General features: G+C 34.7%; 19 protein-coding genes. 10 read left to right on the forward strand and 9 right to left on the reverse strand.

Annotated features, from left to right (window positions below; genetic code table 11):
* Positions 1–73: 73 nt before the first annotated feature.
* From ACY2RS_RS12160 to ACY2RS_RS12170, 3 genes are all read left to right on the forward strand, one after another.
* Positions 74–385 carry a rhodanese-like domain-containing protein gene (locus tag ACY2RS_RS12160; RefSeq protein WP_490098933.1) on the forward strand — a complete coding sequence of 104 codons (312 nt, stop codon included), beginning with the start codon at positions 74–76 and terminating at the stop codon, positions 383–385.
* A gap of 9 nt (positions 386–394) precedes the next feature.
* Positions 395–814, forward strand: a complete 420-nt coding sequence (locus ACY2RS_RS12165) for a rhodanese-like domain-containing protein (RefSeq protein WP_490098934.1) — start codon at positions 395–397, stop codon at positions 812–814.
* Between the two features lie 136 nt (positions 815–950).
* The gene (locus ACY2RS_RS12170; RefSeq protein WP_490098935.1) at positions 951–1,283 is read left to right on the forward strand and encodes a DUF2853 family protein; all 333 of its coding nucleotides are present in this window, start codon (positions 951–953) and stop codon (positions 1,281–1,283) included.
* Positions 1,284–1,354: 71 nt separating this feature from the next.
* Here the strand turns inward: ACY2RS_RS12170 and ACY2RS_RS12175 are convergent, their stop codons facing one another.
* Complete coding sequence (locus ACY2RS_RS12175) at positions 1,355–2,362, reverse strand: DUF1028 domain-containing protein (protein WP_490098936.1); 1,008 nt, start codon at positions 2,360–2,362, stop codon at positions 1,355–1,357.
* A 504-nt stretch (positions 2,363–2,866) separates the two neighbouring features.
* On the opposite strand from ACY2RS_RS12175, the gene ACY2RS_RS12180 reads away from it, so the two are divergent.
* Entirely contained in the window at positions 2,867–5,044 is a 2,178-nt protein-coding gene (locus tag ACY2RS_RS12180; RefSeq protein ID WP_490098937.1) for a TonB-dependent receptor, read from the forward strand.
* 18 nt (positions 5,045–5,062) lie between these two features.
* On the opposite strand, the gene ACY2RS_RS12185 is transcribed toward ACY2RS_RS12180, so the two are convergent.
* From ACY2RS_RS12185 to ACY2RS_RS12215, 7 genes are all read right to left on the reverse strand, one after another.
* On the reverse strand, positions 5,063–5,335 hold the full coding sequence (locus tag ACY2RS_RS12185) for a hypothetical protein (protein WP_490098938.1): 273 nt from the start codon (positions 5,333–5,335) through the stop codon (positions 5,063–5,065).
* Between the two features lie 11 nt (positions 5,336–5,346).
* A complete protein-coding gene (locus tag ACY2RS_RS12190) occupies positions 5,347–5,772 on the reverse strand; it encodes a VOC family protein (protein WP_490098939.1) in 426 nt (141 codons plus the stop codon).
* 12 nt (positions 5,773–5,784) lie between these two features.
* Entirely contained in the window at positions 5,785–6,225 is a 441-nt protein-coding gene (locus ACY2RS_RS12195) for a hypothetical protein (RefSeq protein ID WP_490098940.1), read from the reverse strand.
* Positions 6,226–6,291: 66 nt separating this feature from the next.
* Positions 6,292–6,831, reverse strand: coding sequence for an SRPBCC family protein (locus tag ACY2RS_RS12200; RefSeq protein WP_490098941.1), 540 nt, complete (start codon positions 6,829–6,831; stop codon positions 6,292–6,294).
* A gap of 257 nt (positions 6,832–7,088) precedes the next feature.
* Positions 7,089–7,424: a nuclear transport factor 2 family protein gene (locus ACY2RS_RS12205; RefSeq protein ID WP_490099029.1), complete on the reverse strand. Its 336-nt coding sequence runs from the start codon at positions 7,422–7,424 to the stop codon at positions 7,089–7,091.
* A 63-nt stretch (positions 7,425–7,487) separates the two neighbouring features.
* Complete coding sequence (locus ACY2RS_RS12210) at positions 7,488–8,981, reverse strand: serine hydrolase (RefSeq protein WP_490098942.1); 1,494 nt, start codon at positions 8,979–8,981, stop codon at positions 7,488–7,490.
* A gap of 106 nt (positions 8,982–9,087) precedes the next feature.
* Positions 9,088–9,894, reverse strand: coding sequence for a helix-turn-helix domain-containing protein (locus tag ACY2RS_RS12215; RefSeq protein WP_490098943.1), 807 nt, complete (start codon positions 9,892–9,894; stop codon positions 9,088–9,090).
* 194 nt (positions 9,895–10,088) lie between these two features.
* Here ACY2RS_RS12215 and ACY2RS_RS12220 point away from each other — a divergent pair, with 194 nt between their 5' ends.
* From ACY2RS_RS12220 to ACY2RS_RS12245, 6 genes are all read left to right on the forward strand, one after another.
* Positions 10,089–10,505, forward strand: a complete 417-nt coding sequence (locus ACY2RS_RS12220) for a DUF2141 domain-containing protein (RefSeq protein ID WP_490098944.1) — start codon at positions 10,089–10,091, stop codon at positions 10,503–10,505.
* A 24-nt stretch (positions 10,506–10,529) separates the two neighbouring features.
* Positions 10,530–11,159: a hypothetical protein gene (locus ACY2RS_RS12225; protein WP_490098945.1), complete on the forward strand. Its 630-nt coding sequence runs from the start codon at positions 10,530–10,532 to the stop codon at positions 11,157–11,159.
* 8 nt (positions 11,160–11,167) lie between these two features.
* Positions 11,168–12,499, forward strand: coding sequence for a histidine kinase (locus ACY2RS_RS12230; protein ID WP_490098946.1), 1,332 nt, complete (start codon positions 11,168–11,170; stop codon positions 12,497–12,499).
* 136 nt (positions 12,500–12,635) lie between these two features.
* Positions 12,636–12,962 carry a 2TM domain-containing protein gene (locus ACY2RS_RS12235; protein WP_490098947.1) on the forward strand — a complete coding sequence of 109 codons (327 nt, stop codon included), beginning with the start codon at positions 12,636–12,638 and terminating at the stop codon, positions 12,960–12,962.
* Between the two features lie 2 nt (positions 12,963–12,964).
* Positions 12,965–13,300, forward strand: a complete 336-nt coding sequence (locus tag ACY2RS_RS12240) for a 2TM domain-containing protein (protein WP_490098948.1) — start codon at positions 12,965–12,967, stop codon at positions 13,298–13,300.
* A 23-nt stretch (positions 13,301–13,323) separates the two neighbouring features.
* Positions 13,324–14,079: a LytR/AlgR family response regulator transcription factor gene (locus ACY2RS_RS12245; protein WP_490098949.1), complete on the forward strand. Its 756-nt coding sequence runs from the start codon at positions 13,324–13,326 to the stop codon at positions 14,077–14,079.
* A 173-nt stretch (positions 14,080–14,252) separates the two neighbouring features.
* Here ACY2RS_RS12245 and fahA read toward each other — a convergent pair whose 3' ends face one another.
* Positions 14,253–15,530: a fumarylacetoacetase gene (gene fahA / locus ACY2RS_RS12250; RefSeq protein ID WP_490098950.1), complete on the reverse strand. Its 1,278-nt coding sequence runs from the start codon at positions 15,528–15,530 to the stop codon at positions 14,253–14,255.
* Positions 15,531–15,708 lie beyond the last annotated feature (178 nt).

A 15,708-nucleotide genomic window follows, 5' to 3' on the forward strand; every position in this document is an offset into this window, starting at 1 on the left:
AACACAGTAACCTTTTTTGTTTTTTTGCGTCTATCTAAATGGTAATTATTAATTTTATCAAAAAAATAACACAATGCAAGACTTAACACAAACACAATGGGCAGAACAACTGGCAGCAGACGATAATGCTATAATTCTAGATGTGCGTACCCAAAGTGAAATAGAAGAAGGATATATCCCCAATGCAAAACACTTAGATATCATGAACGCTGGAGCCTTTATGCAAGGAGCCAACGAGTTAGATAAAAGCAAAAACTATTATGTGTATTGCAGATCTGGTGGAAGAAGTGGACAAGCGTGTATGATTATGGACTCTAATGGTTTTGAAAACACCTATAACCTTATGGGCGGATTTATGGAATGGCAAGGAGAAAAAACAGTTTAATAGGATACTATGAAAAGATATATCACAATACTTGCTTCAATTTTAATCACACTAGCGAGTGTGTCTTGTAATAATGCACAAAAAACTACCAGTGCTGCCGCACCACAAACTATAGAAGTACTAGCCCCAAAAGCTATGTATGATGTGCTTGCAAAGGATACTAGCGCACAGTTGGTAGATGTAAGAACACAAGAGGAGTATGGAGTGAGTCATCTTAAAGACGCACAAAACATTTGTGTGACAGACAACGACTTTAAAGAGAAAGTGGCAAGTTTAGACAAAGATAAGCCTGTTTATGTATATTGTAAAAAGGGCGGACGTAGCGCACGTGCAGCCAAAATACTAAAAGAGTTAGGGTTTACTCAAATTTTTGACCTTCAAGGAGGTATTACCAATTGGGAAAAACAACAACTGGAAACAGAACAGTAATATTACATTTCATCCTGTAAATAGAAAGGTACTTCGAAAGGGTACCTTTTTTGTTTTCCCATATTTTAGAAATTGATAATAATTCAGTAATTTAGTGAAGTAAACAAAAAATACTAATTCCTAAAATATAAGTCCGATGAGCGAAACACAAGAAAAATTAGCAAAGATGAAAGAAACTGCTGTTAGTCAACTAAACGACTGCGGGGTAACTAATATCAACCACGATCAATTAGATGGCTATGTAAACAGCCTAAAAACAATGGTAAACAATAGAGATGCTTTACTTGTTTCTGGAGGTGATCCAGCAGAGTTAGAAACAGTGCGTAAAAACTTTGTTGCTAAGAAACTAGGAGTTGAAGATAAAGATAAAGGTGCTGCTGCAGTAAATGCAGTTGCAGAAAAAATGTCTGGAATTAAATTTAAAAGTCGTCCAGCATTTTATTACTTAGTAGCACACGAGTTAAGCTAAGAAATACTCATTAATATTTAAAAGACCGCTATGTACATAGGGGTCTTTTTTTTTGTGATATATTTTGTTTCCTATTCCTTTATAAACTGTAAGGTAGTAACACCTCCTGCAGTGGTTACTCTTAAGAAATACACTCCTTGTGCTAAAGCAGTGGTATTCATACTTAGTGTTCCTGAAATAGCTCCGCTTTCTTGCTGCGAGTGTACTTTTCCTTGTACGTCTATAATTTCTGTGCTTGAAATAAGAACATCGTTTTCAAATTGTAAGGTAACAACATCTTGAACAGGGTTAGGATACAGTTGTAATTTGTCTTTTAGTACATTGCTCTCTACACTTAAAAACTGATCATACAGGTCTTGTAGCTGGTCTATAGGCTCGTCTCCAAAATCTACTTCTGGAATATTTAAACGTAAATAGGGATTGTTTGGGTCATCATCTGCATGATATACTAACAGATAAGCAGATGTAGAAGAAGTTCCTCTTGCCAAACAACGTGCATCTGCTCCAGCAAAGTTTGCGCCCTGCATGGCAGCCATAAGCTTATCTGCTAGGGTACCTGTGGTATTTGTAAAGTTGGCTTGCATGTTATTAAGTACTGTTTCATTTAGTAAGATGTTTCCTTGTACACTAAAGGTAGTACCTTGAATATCTTCTTTGTAATCGTCTGCAGAGTCGCCAGTAAATCCTGCCGTTCTTGGGTCGCCATTAGTGTCAAAATCTGCAACACCGTATTGTCTAAACGCCGGATTAAAATTTTGTGAACTACAGGAGTCGTTATTTTGTAAATACTCTATAATCTCATCTGGACTTGCACCCATTTCCATTTGGGCAATGGCATTGTTGAGGTTAGAGTTGGGAATGCACACATAGGCTTGACTGTTCACACCACCACGACCTGGGATAATTCGTGTAATAATGTCTATAATCCCGCCAAAATTACCTGCGCCATCCACACAAGAAGCTCCTGCAGAACCAATATCACCAGTTACAGGATCTACAGCAATAATAGAAAAAGTGTCTTGCGCCTGAAGTTGAAATGATAGCAGTGACACTACCATTAAAAAGTATATTTTTTTCATAATTATTTGTTTTCAATAAAATTAAACATTTTGTATTTGGCTTCCATAGAGTTTAACATTTTTAGTAAATGAGTTGATTCGTTTAAGAGTTTATGTGTTGCAATATTCATCTTAAAGAATCATGACCCAAGAACCAAGATGAAGTTGATGAGTTGATGAGTTGAGAAGCTGAGATGTTTAGGGGTTTATGTGTTTAAGAGTTTATATGTTTAAAAGTCAAAAATTCAAACTTTAGCTTGCTATTTATTTAAATGAGTCCATACTCCATATTCTAACAGCGCAGCGGTCTAAAATCTATCAGTAAGCAAAGCGCCCGCGTGTCGCAGAAGCTTTAGCGGAGGCACAACGGTCCAACAGCGACTTTGTAGCTCGAAGCCTTGGCGAAGTGCTAAGCGGTCTATTTTTAACTACAATTGAGTCCATAAATTAAACAGTTGAGTATCTTTAATTCTGAAATATGATATCCTTGCCCCACATTTGTATCAAACTAATATTTCAGAAACCATGAACATTTCAAAAAAACAATTACTACTTATCTACATCATTACATTTTTAGTATCCATGCTTCCTTTTCTTGCATTTGCCCAAACAGAAATCTCTGGAGTGGTCACCGAGAAAAATGGAACGCCTATTCTAGGTGCCAATATTTATTTGGATGGAACCTACGATGGTGCTTCTAGTGATATCGATGGGAACTTCTCTTTTACCACCGAAGAAACTGGAACACAAACCCTAAAAGTGACCTTTATTTCTTTTGAAGAATACGTGTTGATACAGGATGTTTCTGAAATGCAAAACCTCAAAGTGGCGTTACGTGAAGATGTAAATTCTCTAGAAACGGTGGTCTTATCTGCGGGTACCTTTGAAGCGAGTGACAACAGCAAAGTTTCGGTATTAAAACCCTTAGATGTTGTAACCACAGCGAGTGCCTTAGGAGATTTTGTGGGAGCGCTACAAACTCTGCCTGGTACCAGTACGGTTTCTGAAGATGGTCGTTTGTTTGTGCGTGGTGGTGATGCTGGGGAAACTCAAATTTTTATCGATGGCATTCGTGTGTTTACACCGTATACGCCGTCTACCAATAATATTCCTAGTCGTGGGAGGTATAGTCCGTTTTTGTTTGACGGAATTACTTTTTCTACAGGAGGATATAGTGCCGAGTACGGGCAAGCATTGTCATCTGTATTGTTATTAAACACCATTGATGAGCCCGTGCAAGAGGCAACTAATATTAGTGTTATGAGCGTTGGTGGAGGACTTGGTCATACCGAAAAATGGGATACTTCGTCTTTAAGTGTAAATACATCGTACATCAATTTAGCGCCTTATTTGGCGGTGCTAGAAGATAGAAACGATTGGGAAAAACCTTTTGAAGCTTTGAGTGGGGAGACGGTTTTTAGAAAGCAGTTTAAAAACGGACTCTTTAAATTTTACACCGCTTTCGATAGCACCAACTTCGAATTGACCCAAGAAGATATAAATAATCCTTTGGGAACGAGATTCGGACTCAAAAACCGAAACTTATATACCAACATGAGTTATAGTGGTGTGGTGGGAGATGACTTAAAGTTAGATGCCGGTGCTAGTTATACTTTAGCTAAAACAGATTTGCTATTTCAGGACAATGAAATAGACAACACAGAAAACTCGGCACATTTCAAAGTAAAAATAAAGAAGCGTTTTAGCAGTCGTTTTAAGTTGAGTGTAGGGGCAGAGCAGTTTTTAACAACGTTCGATGAAGATTTTACCAACCCAAATTTTGCAGATCAATATGGGTTTAATAATCACATTACGGGTGTCTTTGCAGAAAGTGATATCATCTTTTCAAGAAAGTTTGCTTTAAAAGCTGGAATTAGGGGAGAATATAGTGCCTTGTTTGAGGATGTGACGATTTCACCACGTTTGTCTGTTGCTTACAAAACAGGTAAAAACAGCCAGTTGTCTTTGGCCTACGGAAATTTTAACCAACAACCCAATAACGATGTATTAAAATTTGAGACCAACCTCAAAGCAAGACGTACCGATCATTTTATTGCAAACTACCAATACATAGCTAATAACCGAATTTTTAGAGCAGAGGCCTATCTTAAAAACTACAACGATTTAATTACGTTTGATACACAATTCCCTACATTTAACAGCAATTTTACCAATAATGGTGATGGCTATGCGCAAGGTGTTGACTTTTTCTGGCGTGACAATGAGAGTATTAAAAACATTGATTATTGGGTGAGTTATTCGTTTTTAGATACTGAGCGTGAATATCAAAACTTCCCTACGAGTGCTACGCCTTCTTTTGCGAATACGCATAATCTATCTGTGGTAGCAAAATACTGGATAGAAGATTGGCAAAGTCAGGTAGGAGCTAGTTATAATTATGGTAGCGGAAGAAGTTTCACCAATCCAAATATGCCAGGGTTCTTACAAGACAAAACAAGAGATTTTAATAGTGTAAGTTTAAACTGGGCGTACTTAATTACGCAGCAAAAAATCTTGTATCTATCTGTAAATAATGTATTGGCAACCAAAAATGTAAATGGGTATCAATACAGCAACACGCCCAATGCGCAAGGTGTATTTGATAGACAAGCCCTTCGTCCCGCAGCCGATCAGTTTTTCTTTGTAGGTTTCTTTTGGACCATTAGTGAAGATGGGAAAGAAAATCAATTAGATAACTTATAGGAGTATATTATTGTTTACTCAAAGACCCCCAAAAATACCCACAGCCAGTTCTACCCAAACTAATAGTAGCACTAGAACTATTGCTATGATTAATGAAATTCGATATGCCGGTTTTTTAATTTTTCCAGCAACAAGAAGGATAGAAAACCCCGTGCTTAGAAGTAAGATCCCTGCTACTAGAAAATCTGTTGCAGACCAATTTACTTCATTGGTGAATTGCATTGCTATTAGAGGGATGAGTAGTAACAATGTTGTAATGCCAATAATAATATGATATGGTTTTAGAGGCATTGTTTTGGTTTTTATGCTAAAAGATTAAATTGCCATGAAATTCCGTAAAGATCTTCACACCAGCCAAATTTTTTACCAAAACCATAATCCCCCGTTTCATAGTTGTCTAATGGGACCATCACTTTTCCTCCATTAGAAGATAATTTTTCAAATAGGGTGTCAATCTCATTTTCTGTAGTACAAGTCACAAAAATGGATACACCCGGTGAGAAAGACCAAGCATGGTTGTAGTTACTTTCAGAGCACATATACTCCATACCATTTAGGGTAAATTCGCCATATTTTACAAGTTCTGGAGTACCTCCAGGCTCTCCTAATTTGTATTTAGTTATGTTCTTAATTTCTGAATTGGGAAAGATAGATGTATAAAAACGAATAGCTTCTTCAGCCTTTCCGCATTGATTTCCTACAAAAGTTAGAAATGTTGTGGTTTTCATGCTTCTGAAATTTTAGGGGTTTGTTAGTTTGTTAGTTTCATTCTTTGGTTGATATCTATATCCTTTGTATTCTATTCGTATAACTACTCCAATAACAATAAGTTCCAGCATAAAGTAGCTCCATCCTAATACCGTAAGTTTTTCGGCATGTATGATCATACATAGCATGGAAATTATAATGTAGCCAGTATTACAAAAAAGTAATACCCTCAGATACGGTCTCCATGGTTGTGGGGTGCTTTTGTAGCAACTAAACGAGTATAGAAACAAACAACATGCAATACCACCTAATAGATACACTGTCTTTTTGGGCATCCCAAAATAGGTTTCAAATGCTGCTAGCACTAGAAACATTGAAACACTCGTAATCAAAGCCCCCAAGGTATCCATCAAAAATAGTTGCTTCGGATTTTTGATGAGTTTGTCAAAAAAGACAGAATTTTTGGGAGCCATATTCATTTTCTATATAAAACATGCACTAAGAACAACTACCTAAAGGCTTGGTATAACACATCCTTTTTACTCCTTTTGAAGATAGTCGTCGGTATTGTTTTCAATGAGGCTTTTTAAATTAGCTAAATTGATTTCTTCTTGGGTGTGAATAGAGCCACTCATTAAAGCCATGATGGATTTTGAAACCATCCCATTTCCAGTACAGGTTGTACTGGAGTTAATTTTTGTTTTCCCATCTACAGACTCCATGCTTAGTATATAGTCCATATCCATGAATTCTGAGGTAAACTGCATCGCAATGGATTCATTGGGAACAATGCCAGTAATGGTCTCTCGAATAATCATTTCTTCTCCTTCGGTTATAAAATAAACATCAGAAACTGCACCCACTTGACCAGGAGTACCGCTTACATGTTGTGTTTTTTGGAATCCTTCTAGCCAGTCGCCCAATTTTTCTTCATCTTGACTAACTGCCCAAGATTCTGCTAATGGTTTGTCAACTACTATTTCACAGTCGTAAGATATTTCAGATTTAACTAATCCTAAAAGGAAAAATCCAATAATCAATACGGCTAAAAGTCCGAGGATGTATTTTAAGTATTTCATATCTATAGTTTTAAATATTAGATTCGATTTAAAGCTAACCTATAGTTTAAAGTTTCTTATAGTTAGCAATTCACATATCTAATATAGCTAATAATTTTAAAATCATACTTTTGAGTACAAATAATTTGCATCTCATTTTTAAGATTAAAATACTGACAATGAGTGTTTTGTTGTTTTTTAGACTCTGTATTTAAGAAATATTAGTTAGATTTTTATTTAGGAATTTCTCTCCAAGTATAGCTTTTGTGTACTATTTTTCATGATTCTTCATATTTCAACAAAAGAAAATAGTCAATAAATACCTTACAGTTTGGAATCAAAATTTCTGCTTTAGCAATTGCAGCATCTTTTTCATAATCAATTGAAATGATTCGTCCAATTCTATTTGTTTTTTCTCCTTCTTTGACATTAGAAATGTACCTCTCTCCCGAACGAATTCTTAGACTATCTTTTGAAGTAACGGTGTAAAGATTAAAGTTAGGGTGAAAAGCTTTTTTTAATCTTTCAGGTTCTCCATTTCCGGTGCCCTCAATATGGTTCATTAATGTTTCAGAAATTTGTTCAAAACGCTTAATTCTTGAGCTTTTATAAATGTTATTGTGATTAGTAGAATAAAAAAAGTTTAGTTCTCATAAGTATTTTTTTTGTATTTAATTTTAGATGAGTGATTGTAATAATTTTTTTGTGTCTTTATTTTCAGGATCTAGTTTTAATAATCTTTTTAAGATTTTTATAGCTTCTTCTTTATCGTTGTTTTTTATCAATGCTTTTGCATAAGAGTCATTTCCTATGATTGAATCTGGATTTTCTGAAACATTTAATTCAAAGACTACTAATGATAATTCAGTATATCCAGCATCTAAGAGTGATTTGCCAAAACGAATCATACTGGGTTCGAAATCTTTATATGATATTTTGTTGAAGTATTCTCTAGCTGCTTTAATTCCATTGTCGAGCAATAAATTTTGAAAATTTATAAACCTATTGTAGCTTATTAGTTTTCTTTCTCTTTCAACCTCTCTCTTAAAGTTTCCTGACGTAAAGATTTGTTCGGCATAATCGGTTAGAATGTCTTTATAATCTGAAATTTGATTTGTTAGAATAAAAATACCGAAACCATTTTCTGGACTAAATAGCACCCTTGAGTTATTGCCAGCAATTGAGCCATTGTGAATTAGGGTTCTTTTGCCATGTCTTTGTTTTCCTCCCCATCCAATTGAATAATATCTTACAGAACACGTATCACTAAAAGACATTCTCTTTGGACTTATTAAGTAATCATACTGCTCATTACTAATCATTTTTTTGTTGTTGAAATCACCTTTGTTCACCATCATTTTTAGCCATTTTGAAAGATCGCTAGGAGTACTACTAATCGCCCCAGCTGGTCCAATATTATCTGAATTGATATGCGGCTGAATTGTCTTTCCATCTCTATAATATCCAGTTACATGATTAGAATCGTTTAAGAACTCTTCGTGTTTTGTGTAAGAACTTGTCATTCCTAAAGGTTTGAATATTTCTTCTTCAATAATAGATTCCCAAGAGGTTTTGTGCACACTTTCTAATACCTTTCCAGCGATAACGTATGCATGGTTATTGTAATCCCATCTTTCCCTTAGGCTATGCGAAAACTCTAATGTTTTAGTTTGTGCATATACCTGATCTCTTGTTATTGGTTTCGATAACCATAAATCATCTTTTCTTGATAAACCCGACATATGAGTAAATAAATCTTCTAAATGTATATTCTTAGCAACATAAGGCTCAGATAGTTCAAATTCAGGCAGGTAGTTAATTATTGGTTTTTTCCATTGTAATCTTCCTTCTTCAACTAATTTTGCAGCTGCAAAGCCAGTAAATGCTTTTGTTGTTGAACCAATAAAAAAAAGAGAATGTTCATTAACAGGTTTTTGTTTAGATATATCACTATAACCAAAGCCTCCTTTGTATATAATATCTCCTTTGTAAATAATTGAGAAAGCTGCTCCAGGTAATTCGGTTTTCTCAAATAAATCTTCAGCAATCGATAAAAAAGTTTTTAATTTTTCTTCTGCTTCTAGATTTTGTGCGTTTATTAGGATGGAAAACAATAGTAGCGTAGCGACTGCAAATTTTCTTAATTGATTTTGATTAATTTTCTCACTCATTTTCAAATTATTTTAGTGTTGTCTAATTATGGTTTATAAATAATTCCATGATTAGGTATTCCTGCTAAAAGTAAATACTAGGGTTTTTCGAAAATTGTAAAAAATGTTATGAAGCTTTAATTAATTGTTCAAAAAAGAAATTAGTAGTGTTTGAAAATTTTGATGGAGTAACACCAGTAACTTTTTTCATATCCTTGATAAAGTGAGACTGATCAAAATAGCCAAACCGATACGTTATATTGGTTAAAGATTCTTCTGGGTGTTTCATCCTGTATGACATGATAGCTCTTAGCCGTGTGTGTCTTGCAAACTCCTTAATTGAATTCCTAGTTTGGTCAAAGAATAATTGATTTATTTTTTGTCTAGAATACGGGTACTTCTTTAATAAATCTTTAATGATAATGTTGCCATCATTTGTATATATATAATTACAAATTTCTTTACTAATTCTGAAATCGTTAATATTTGGTAGTGTTTGTTTTATAAAAAAATCTTCTACGTGTTTAATTTGTTCAGTAAAATTAGTGGAGTTAAAAATTTTGGTATGAAGAATAGCGATGTTTGGATAATGGGTTTTTGATAAATCGGTAATAGGATCATTATTCTTAGAAAAGAAAAAAGAGGAAATCCATGGTTGCAGTTTAATAGAGAAGTAACTCATTTTTGATGGTATGATTAACCTAATAGGGCTATCAAACTTTCCAAAACCAAAAATTTGTGGAAGTAAAATTTTTTTTCCGTTTGCAGAAATTTGAACATCTTTTTCTTTTACAAAAGAAATTTCAAATAGACCATCATCTATAATAAGCCCAGTGTTTTTTTTAGAGCTCATTTGTGTAATTGAGCAAAAATGATATTGCTTAAAAATATCTTTTGAAATTTTAATAGGATATTCTTTTACTACTTTTTCCACGGGTTTTATTCTAAAAATGGGGTTGAAAATTATAGTTATGTTTTCTTTAAAGGAAATACAATATAACTAATAATCACAAATTCATACAATTCAATCCTTAAATATTACAGTTCGGTACAAAACAATTTAAATTCACCCCTTTGCAATGCATCTTTGAACTATCAAATTGTTCAACCGTTAAAATTTCAGAAATCATGCAAACAGTACTCATTTATTTAAGTCTCTTTTTTACAGGACTTATCATGCAAGCACAAGTAAATACCATTGAGGTAACCATCACTAATTTCGATTCTAATAAAGGAAATGCATTGATTGCTGTGTACGATAGTGAAGCCAACTTTTTAAACAAACGCATTAAAGGTGGTGTTGCAACAATAGAAAACAATATTGCGACCATTTCATTTACAGATCTCCCAGATGGTGTGTATGCTATTTCTGCTTTTCATGATGAAGACATGGACGGAAAACTAAACATGCTCATGGGTTTTTACCCAAGTGAAGATACTGCAACCTCAAATAATGCACCGGCAAGATTTGGACCGCCAATTTGGGAAGACGCAAAATTTGAAGTAAAAGGCGGAACGGTCATTCATCAAAAAATTTCTATGTAATTTTAAACCCATAACACAAACCCTATGAAGACAATTCTTTACACATTGGTATTTTTAGTAAGCTTCGGTGCTGTTGCCCAGAGTAAGTATGAAACAGGCATGCAAAAAGCCTTAGAACTTTGGAGAGACAATCAACCAGAAAAAGCAGTTCAATTATTTGAACGTATTGCTGGTGCAGAACCAGAAGCTTGGTTACCTAATTTTTATGCAAGTCAGATTTTAGTATTCTCCAGTTTTAACGAAAAAGATAAGACCAAGTTTACAGCCATCATGGAAAAAGCCTTAACACTTTTAAACCTAGCAAAAACAAACAATGGAGAGAAACCAAATGCAGAAATCATGGTATTAGAAGCACAATACTACACAGCATGGGTAGTGTTTGATGGCCAAACCTACGGAATGCAATACGCTGGTAAAGTGGCACAATTGTATCAAAAGGCAGCAGTAATCTCACCAGATAACCCAAGAGTAGTATTAGGAAAAGCAGAGTGGGATATAGGTAGTGCAGCCTTTTTTGGAGGCGATACATCTGCCTATTGTAAAGAAGTAGATCGTGCCATTGGCTTGTTTGAAACCTTTGAGCCTGAAAGTAATTTACACCCTTCTGGAGGTTTAGAGCATGCTCTAGAGGTTCAAAAAAACTGTGGTAAATAAGACTGAGTATGAACGTTAGAAAAGAACTAGGAAAAGCATTTTTTGTTGGGATTATAGTATATATAGTCGTTGCCATCATACGTTACGCTAATGGTATTAATGTATTTGCACAAGACAATCTATTAGAAGATATTGCTTTTAACCAAGTGTACTCTATCGTTTTATACATGGGAAATGCCGTGTTAGTCACTTATTTATTGGACAAGTATGGCAAAAACCTATTCACATTTAAGAATCTAACCGTTGCTTTTATTGGCAATACGGCTATTACTATTGCTTGTATTATACTACTTCGTTTTCTTACTCAAGTAGTCTATAATGGATGGTCTTTTGCAGATTTTATAGCAAATGAAAATATAAGTTATTACAACTTTTCGTTTATAATTACTATTGTAGCTGTTGCTATTTTCTATATTATTTATTACTATCAATACAAAAAAGAGCAGCAGGTTCAAGAGCAAAAAATAATAGCAGGAACAGCGTCTGCACAGTTTGATGCACTTAAAAATCAATTAGATCCGCATTTTTTGTTTAATAGCTTAAATGTACTTACAAGTTTAATTGAAGAAAATCCGGAGGCTGCTACAAAGTTTACTACAGCACTTTCTAAGGTATATAGATACGTATTAGAGCAAAAAAACAAGGATGTAGTTACCGTTGCAGAAGAGTTGAAGTTTGCCCGACTCTACATGTCACTCATTGAGATGCGTTTTGAAGATAGTATTGTATTTACAATGCCCGAAATAGTTACTGATCCAGAGGCTAAAGTAGTACCGCTGGCTTTACAATTGTTGTTAGAAAATGCTGTAAAACACAACCAAGTAACTCCTTCAAAAAAATTGTACATCACCATAGAAGAACGCAATGGAAATTTGGTGGTAAAAAATAACCTACAGCCTAAGCAAGTGGTAAAAGATAGTAGTGGGGTTGGACTTCAAAACATCACCCAACGCTATCAATTGCTTACAGAGCAACCGGTATTAATAAGTAAAACAGAGCAAGAGTTTAGCATTGCTATTCCTATGCTCACTAAAACACACAAAGCGATGTATACACAAGACACACATATTTCAGAAAAAAGATACGAGCTTGCCAAAGAGCGTGTCGAAAAGTTAAAAGGATTTTACGTTCATTTTGTGATCTACTTGATGGCAATCCCAGTATTTATTTGGTTATGGTACCAATCAAATGTAAACCTTCCTTGGTTTTTATTTCCTATTTGTGGTTGGGGACTTGGTATTCTTGGACATGCCAGTGATACCTTCGAGTGGAGTCCTTTAGGGAAGGATTGGGAACGTAGAAAGATTAAAGAAATGATCGATAAAGAAGATCGCTTTTAAGGTTTTTTTCTAGTACTTCGGAAATTTTAAAAACCCACTACAATTGGTCCTTGAAAAACAACAATTGGGATCTTTAAAATTTCCGAAGCTAGAAGACAAAAGTATCTTTATAGTATCAATTTAAAACATCACGATTATGGAACCTTATAAAAAAGACGATAAATATTACAGAGCTAAAAAGCGTGTGATAGAAATCAAGAAATTTTACATGAGTGTACTTTCTTATGTTGTTTTTATTAGCTTGCTTGCTGGATTAAATTACTATACCAATCAATGGCGCAATGCTTGGTTTTTATGGGCTGCTTTTGGATGGGGAATAGCACTAGTATTTCAATGGGCAAAGGCTTTCAATTTAAATCCTTTTCTAGGAAAAGATTGGGAAGAACGTAAACTAAGAGAGTTCATGGAAGAAGATAAAGAAGACGAACCTATAGACGATAACGAACCAACCATACGTTTTTAATCATGGAAAAGAATCAAAGAGCAAAGCTAAAAAGAGCCCAAAAAAAGGTAAAAAAACTAAAAGATTTTTACGTACACCTAACGGTATATATTTTAGTGAATGGTGCTATCCTTGGTATACGATTTTTTAGAAATTGGGATTATATTTTCAGTCAAAATGGCCAAGGTTTTTATGATTGGGTGCAATGGAATATTTTTGGAACTGCCATATTTTGGGGCATCGGACTAGCGATACACGCGCTCTTTGTATTTAAAATACCCTTACTAAGCACCTGGGAAGAGCGAAAAATAAAAGAGATTATAGAAAAAGAACAAAATCAATCAAGAACCCCTTTCTAAAAGGAGAAAAAACAATAGGATACATGAATGTACTTATTATTGAAGACGAAAGACCCTCGGCACGCAGATTAAATCGCATGCTAGAAAAAATAGATGTTACCGTGGCTACCATGCTGCATAGTGTAGAAGAAGCTGTGACCTGGTTTCAAGAAAACGAGCATCCAGATTTAATCTTTTTGGATATTCAGTTAAGCGACGGACTCTCTTTTGAAATTTTTGATGCCGTTACAGTAGATAGCGCCATCATATTTACTACCGCCTTTGATGAATATGCCTTACAAGCTTTTAAACTAAATAGCATTGATTATTTATTAAAGCCTATCGATGAAGAAGAATTACAAGCAGCTGTAACACAATACAAGAACGTACAACCTAAAGTGCAGCCAGTCTCTCTCAATTTTGATGATATAAAAAAGCTACTTACCAACCCTGTAGAACGTACCTATAAAAAGCGATTCACCACCAAAATCGGACAACACATAAAAATGATTCCTGTAGATGAAATAGAGTGTTTTTACAGCGAAAACAAAGGAACTTATGCACATACCGTAGAAGGTAGAGATTATTTACTCGATACTACTTTAGAGTTATTAGAACAAGAATTAGAACCAAAAACCTTCTTTAGAATCAGCCGAAAATTCTACGTGAACATCAATGAAATTAAAGACATTATCTCCTACACCAATTCACGTTTACAGTTAAAACTCAATAGCTATAAAGAACAAGAAGTCATTGTAGCAAGAGAGCGTGTAAAGGATTTTAAGATATGGCTTGAATAGTTTGTGAGTTTATGTGTTTAGGAGTTTAGAAGTAGTTTATAAGTTTAGGGGTTTATGTGTTTAGGTGTTACAATAATTTTTAAATTTCACTCAAAACTCAAAACTCAAAACTCAAAACTCAAAACTCAAAACTCAAAACTCAAAACTCAAAACTCAAAACTCAAAACTGGAAATTATTCCATCGCAGGCAATACCTTTCCGTCACAGTCTCCAAAACCAATACGTAGTCCATCTTTTTCACAGAAAGCTCGCATTTTTACGGTATCTCCATCGTTGATGAATTTACGCTCCGTACCGTCTTTTAATTGGATAGGGTTTTGTCCTCTCCAGGTAAGTTCAAGCATCGAACCATAACTGTCTTTGGTAGGTCCAGAGATCGTACCACTTCCCATCATATCACCACTACGCACATTACAACCATTTACCGTGTGGTGTGTGAGTTGTTGCGCCATAGACCAGTACATGTACTTAAAGTTTGATTTACAAACTACAGTATCTTCGCCACCTTTTGGTTGTATCGAAGCTTCTAAGTGAATGTCAAAATTCATTGCGCCACTTTGTTGTAAGTAGGCTAGTGGAGCAGGTTCTTGTTTTGGTCCTTCTGTTCTAAAAGGCTCTAAAGCATCTAAAGTAACAATCCAAGGAGAAATAGTAGAGGCAAAACTCTTTCCTAAAAAGGGTCCTAATGGAACATATTCCCAAGCCTGAATATCGCGTGCACTCCAATCGTTAAATTGTACCAAACCAAAAATTTGTTCTTCAGCTTCTTCTATAGGCACTCTTTTTCCTAAATGGTTGGCAGCTGTTGTGATAAATGCCATTTCTAATTCGAAATCTAATAACTTACTGGGTCCAAATCCAGGGACACCATCTTCTCCAGGTCTTGTTTGGCCAACAGGTCTATGTATTGGTGTTCCCGATGGGATGATAGAAGAACTTCTTCCATGGTATCCAATAGGAATATGTAACCAGTTTGGTAATAAAGCATTTTCTGGATCTCTGAACAAACTTCCAACATTGGTAGCATGCTCTTTACTTGCATAAAAATCTGTATAATCACCTACATCTACGGGCAACTGCATTTCAATTTCATCGAGACTAAATAAAATCTTATCACAATGTGCTCTGTTGGTTTGTAATTCTTGGTTGCTTTTCAAAAAAATATCACTAATTCTATTACGCACTAAACGCCATGTTTTACGTCCGTCTGCAATAAAATCGTTTAGGCTGTCTTGCAAGAAAATATCATCGGTAAGATCAATGCCTTTAAAGTAGCCTAACTGGTGCAAAGCCCCTAGATCTATAGCGGTGTTTCCAATACGCGTACCAATGGTAATAATATCGTCACGAGTTAAAAAAACTCCAAAAGGAATGTTTTGAATAGGAAAATCACTGTTTTCTGGAACATTAATCCAAGAAACTCTAGAAGTGTCGTTTGCAGTTAAAGGCATAGTGTTTAATTTCTGTTAGTAAAATCTACATCAAATATATAATATAAAGAATAGGAAACGAATGCTTTTTTCTATTTTTGATATTAAATTAACACATTAAAATATTTCTTTTTCTCTTCGGAAATATTCGTTGTAAGAAACCAATATATAGGGTGTTGATTTTGAGGATACTTTCTGA

Source organism: Patiriisocius sp. 208BN25-11, assembly GCF_058147145.1.

Excerpts from the sequence above, each read along its gene's own strand:
- ACY2RS_RS12160 (WP_490098933.1), top strand. The coding sequence starts at position 74 with ATGCAAGACTTAACACAAACACAATGGGCAGAACAACTGGCAGCAGAC.
- ACY2RS_RS12165 (WP_490098934.1), top strand. The coding sequence starts at position 395 with ATGAAAAGATATATCACAATACTTGCTTCAATTTTAATCACACTAGCG.
- ACY2RS_RS12170 (WP_490098935.1), top strand. The coding sequence starts at position 951 with ATGAGCGAAACACAAGAAAAATTAGCAAAGATGAAAGAAACTGCTGTT.
- ACY2RS_RS12175 (WP_490098936.1), bottom strand. The coding sequence starts at position 2,362 with ATGAAAAAAATATACTTTTTAATGGTAGTGTCACTGCTATCATTTCAA.
- ACY2RS_RS12180 (WP_490098937.1), top strand. The coding sequence starts at position 2,867 with ATGAACATTTCAAAAAAACAATTACTACTTATCTACATCATTACATTT.
- ACY2RS_RS12185 (WP_490098938.1), bottom strand. The coding sequence starts at position 5,335 with ATGCCTCTAAAACCATATCATATTATTATTGGCATTACAACATTGTTA.
- ACY2RS_RS12190 (WP_490098939.1), bottom strand. The coding sequence starts at position 5,772 with ATGAAAACCACAACATTTCTAACTTTTGTAGGAAATCAATGCGGAAAG.
- ACY2RS_RS12195 (WP_490098940.1), bottom strand. The coding sequence starts at position 6,225 with ATGGCTCCCAAAAATTCTGTCTTTTTTGACAAACTCATCAAAAATCCG.
- ACY2RS_RS12200 (WP_490098941.1), bottom strand. The coding sequence starts at position 6,831 with ATGAAATACTTAAAATACATCCTCGGACTTTTAGCCGTATTGATTATT.
- ACY2RS_RS12210 (WP_490098942.1), bottom strand. The coding sequence starts at position 8,981 with ATGAGTGAGAAAATTAATCAAAATCAATTAAGAAAATTTGCAGTCGCT.
- ACY2RS_RS12220 (WP_490098944.1), top strand. The coding sequence starts at position 10,089 with ATGCAAACAGTACTCATTTATTTAAGTCTCTTTTTTACAGGACTTATC.
- ACY2RS_RS12225 (WP_490098945.1), top strand. The coding sequence starts at position 10,530 with ATGAAGACAATTCTTTACACATTGGTATTTTTAGTAAGCTTCGGTGCT.
- ACY2RS_RS12230 (WP_490098946.1), top strand. The coding sequence starts at position 11,168 with ATGAACGTTAGAAAAGAACTAGGAAAAGCATTTTTTGTTGGGATTATA.
- ACY2RS_RS12235 (WP_490098947.1), top strand. The coding sequence starts at position 12,636 with ATGGAACCTTATAAAAAAGACGATAAATATTACAGAGCTAAAAAGCGT.
- ACY2RS_RS12240 (WP_490098948.1), top strand. The coding sequence starts at position 12,965 with ATGGAAAAGAATCAAAGAGCAAAGCTAAAAAGAGCCCAAAAAAAGGTA.
- ACY2RS_RS12245 (WP_490098949.1), top strand. The coding sequence starts at position 13,324 with ATGAATGTACTTATTATTGAAGACGAAAGACCCTCGGCACGCAGATTA.
- fahA (WP_490098950.1), bottom strand. The coding sequence starts at position 15,530 with ATGCCTTTAACTGCAAACGACACTTCTAGAGTTTCTTGGATTAATGTT.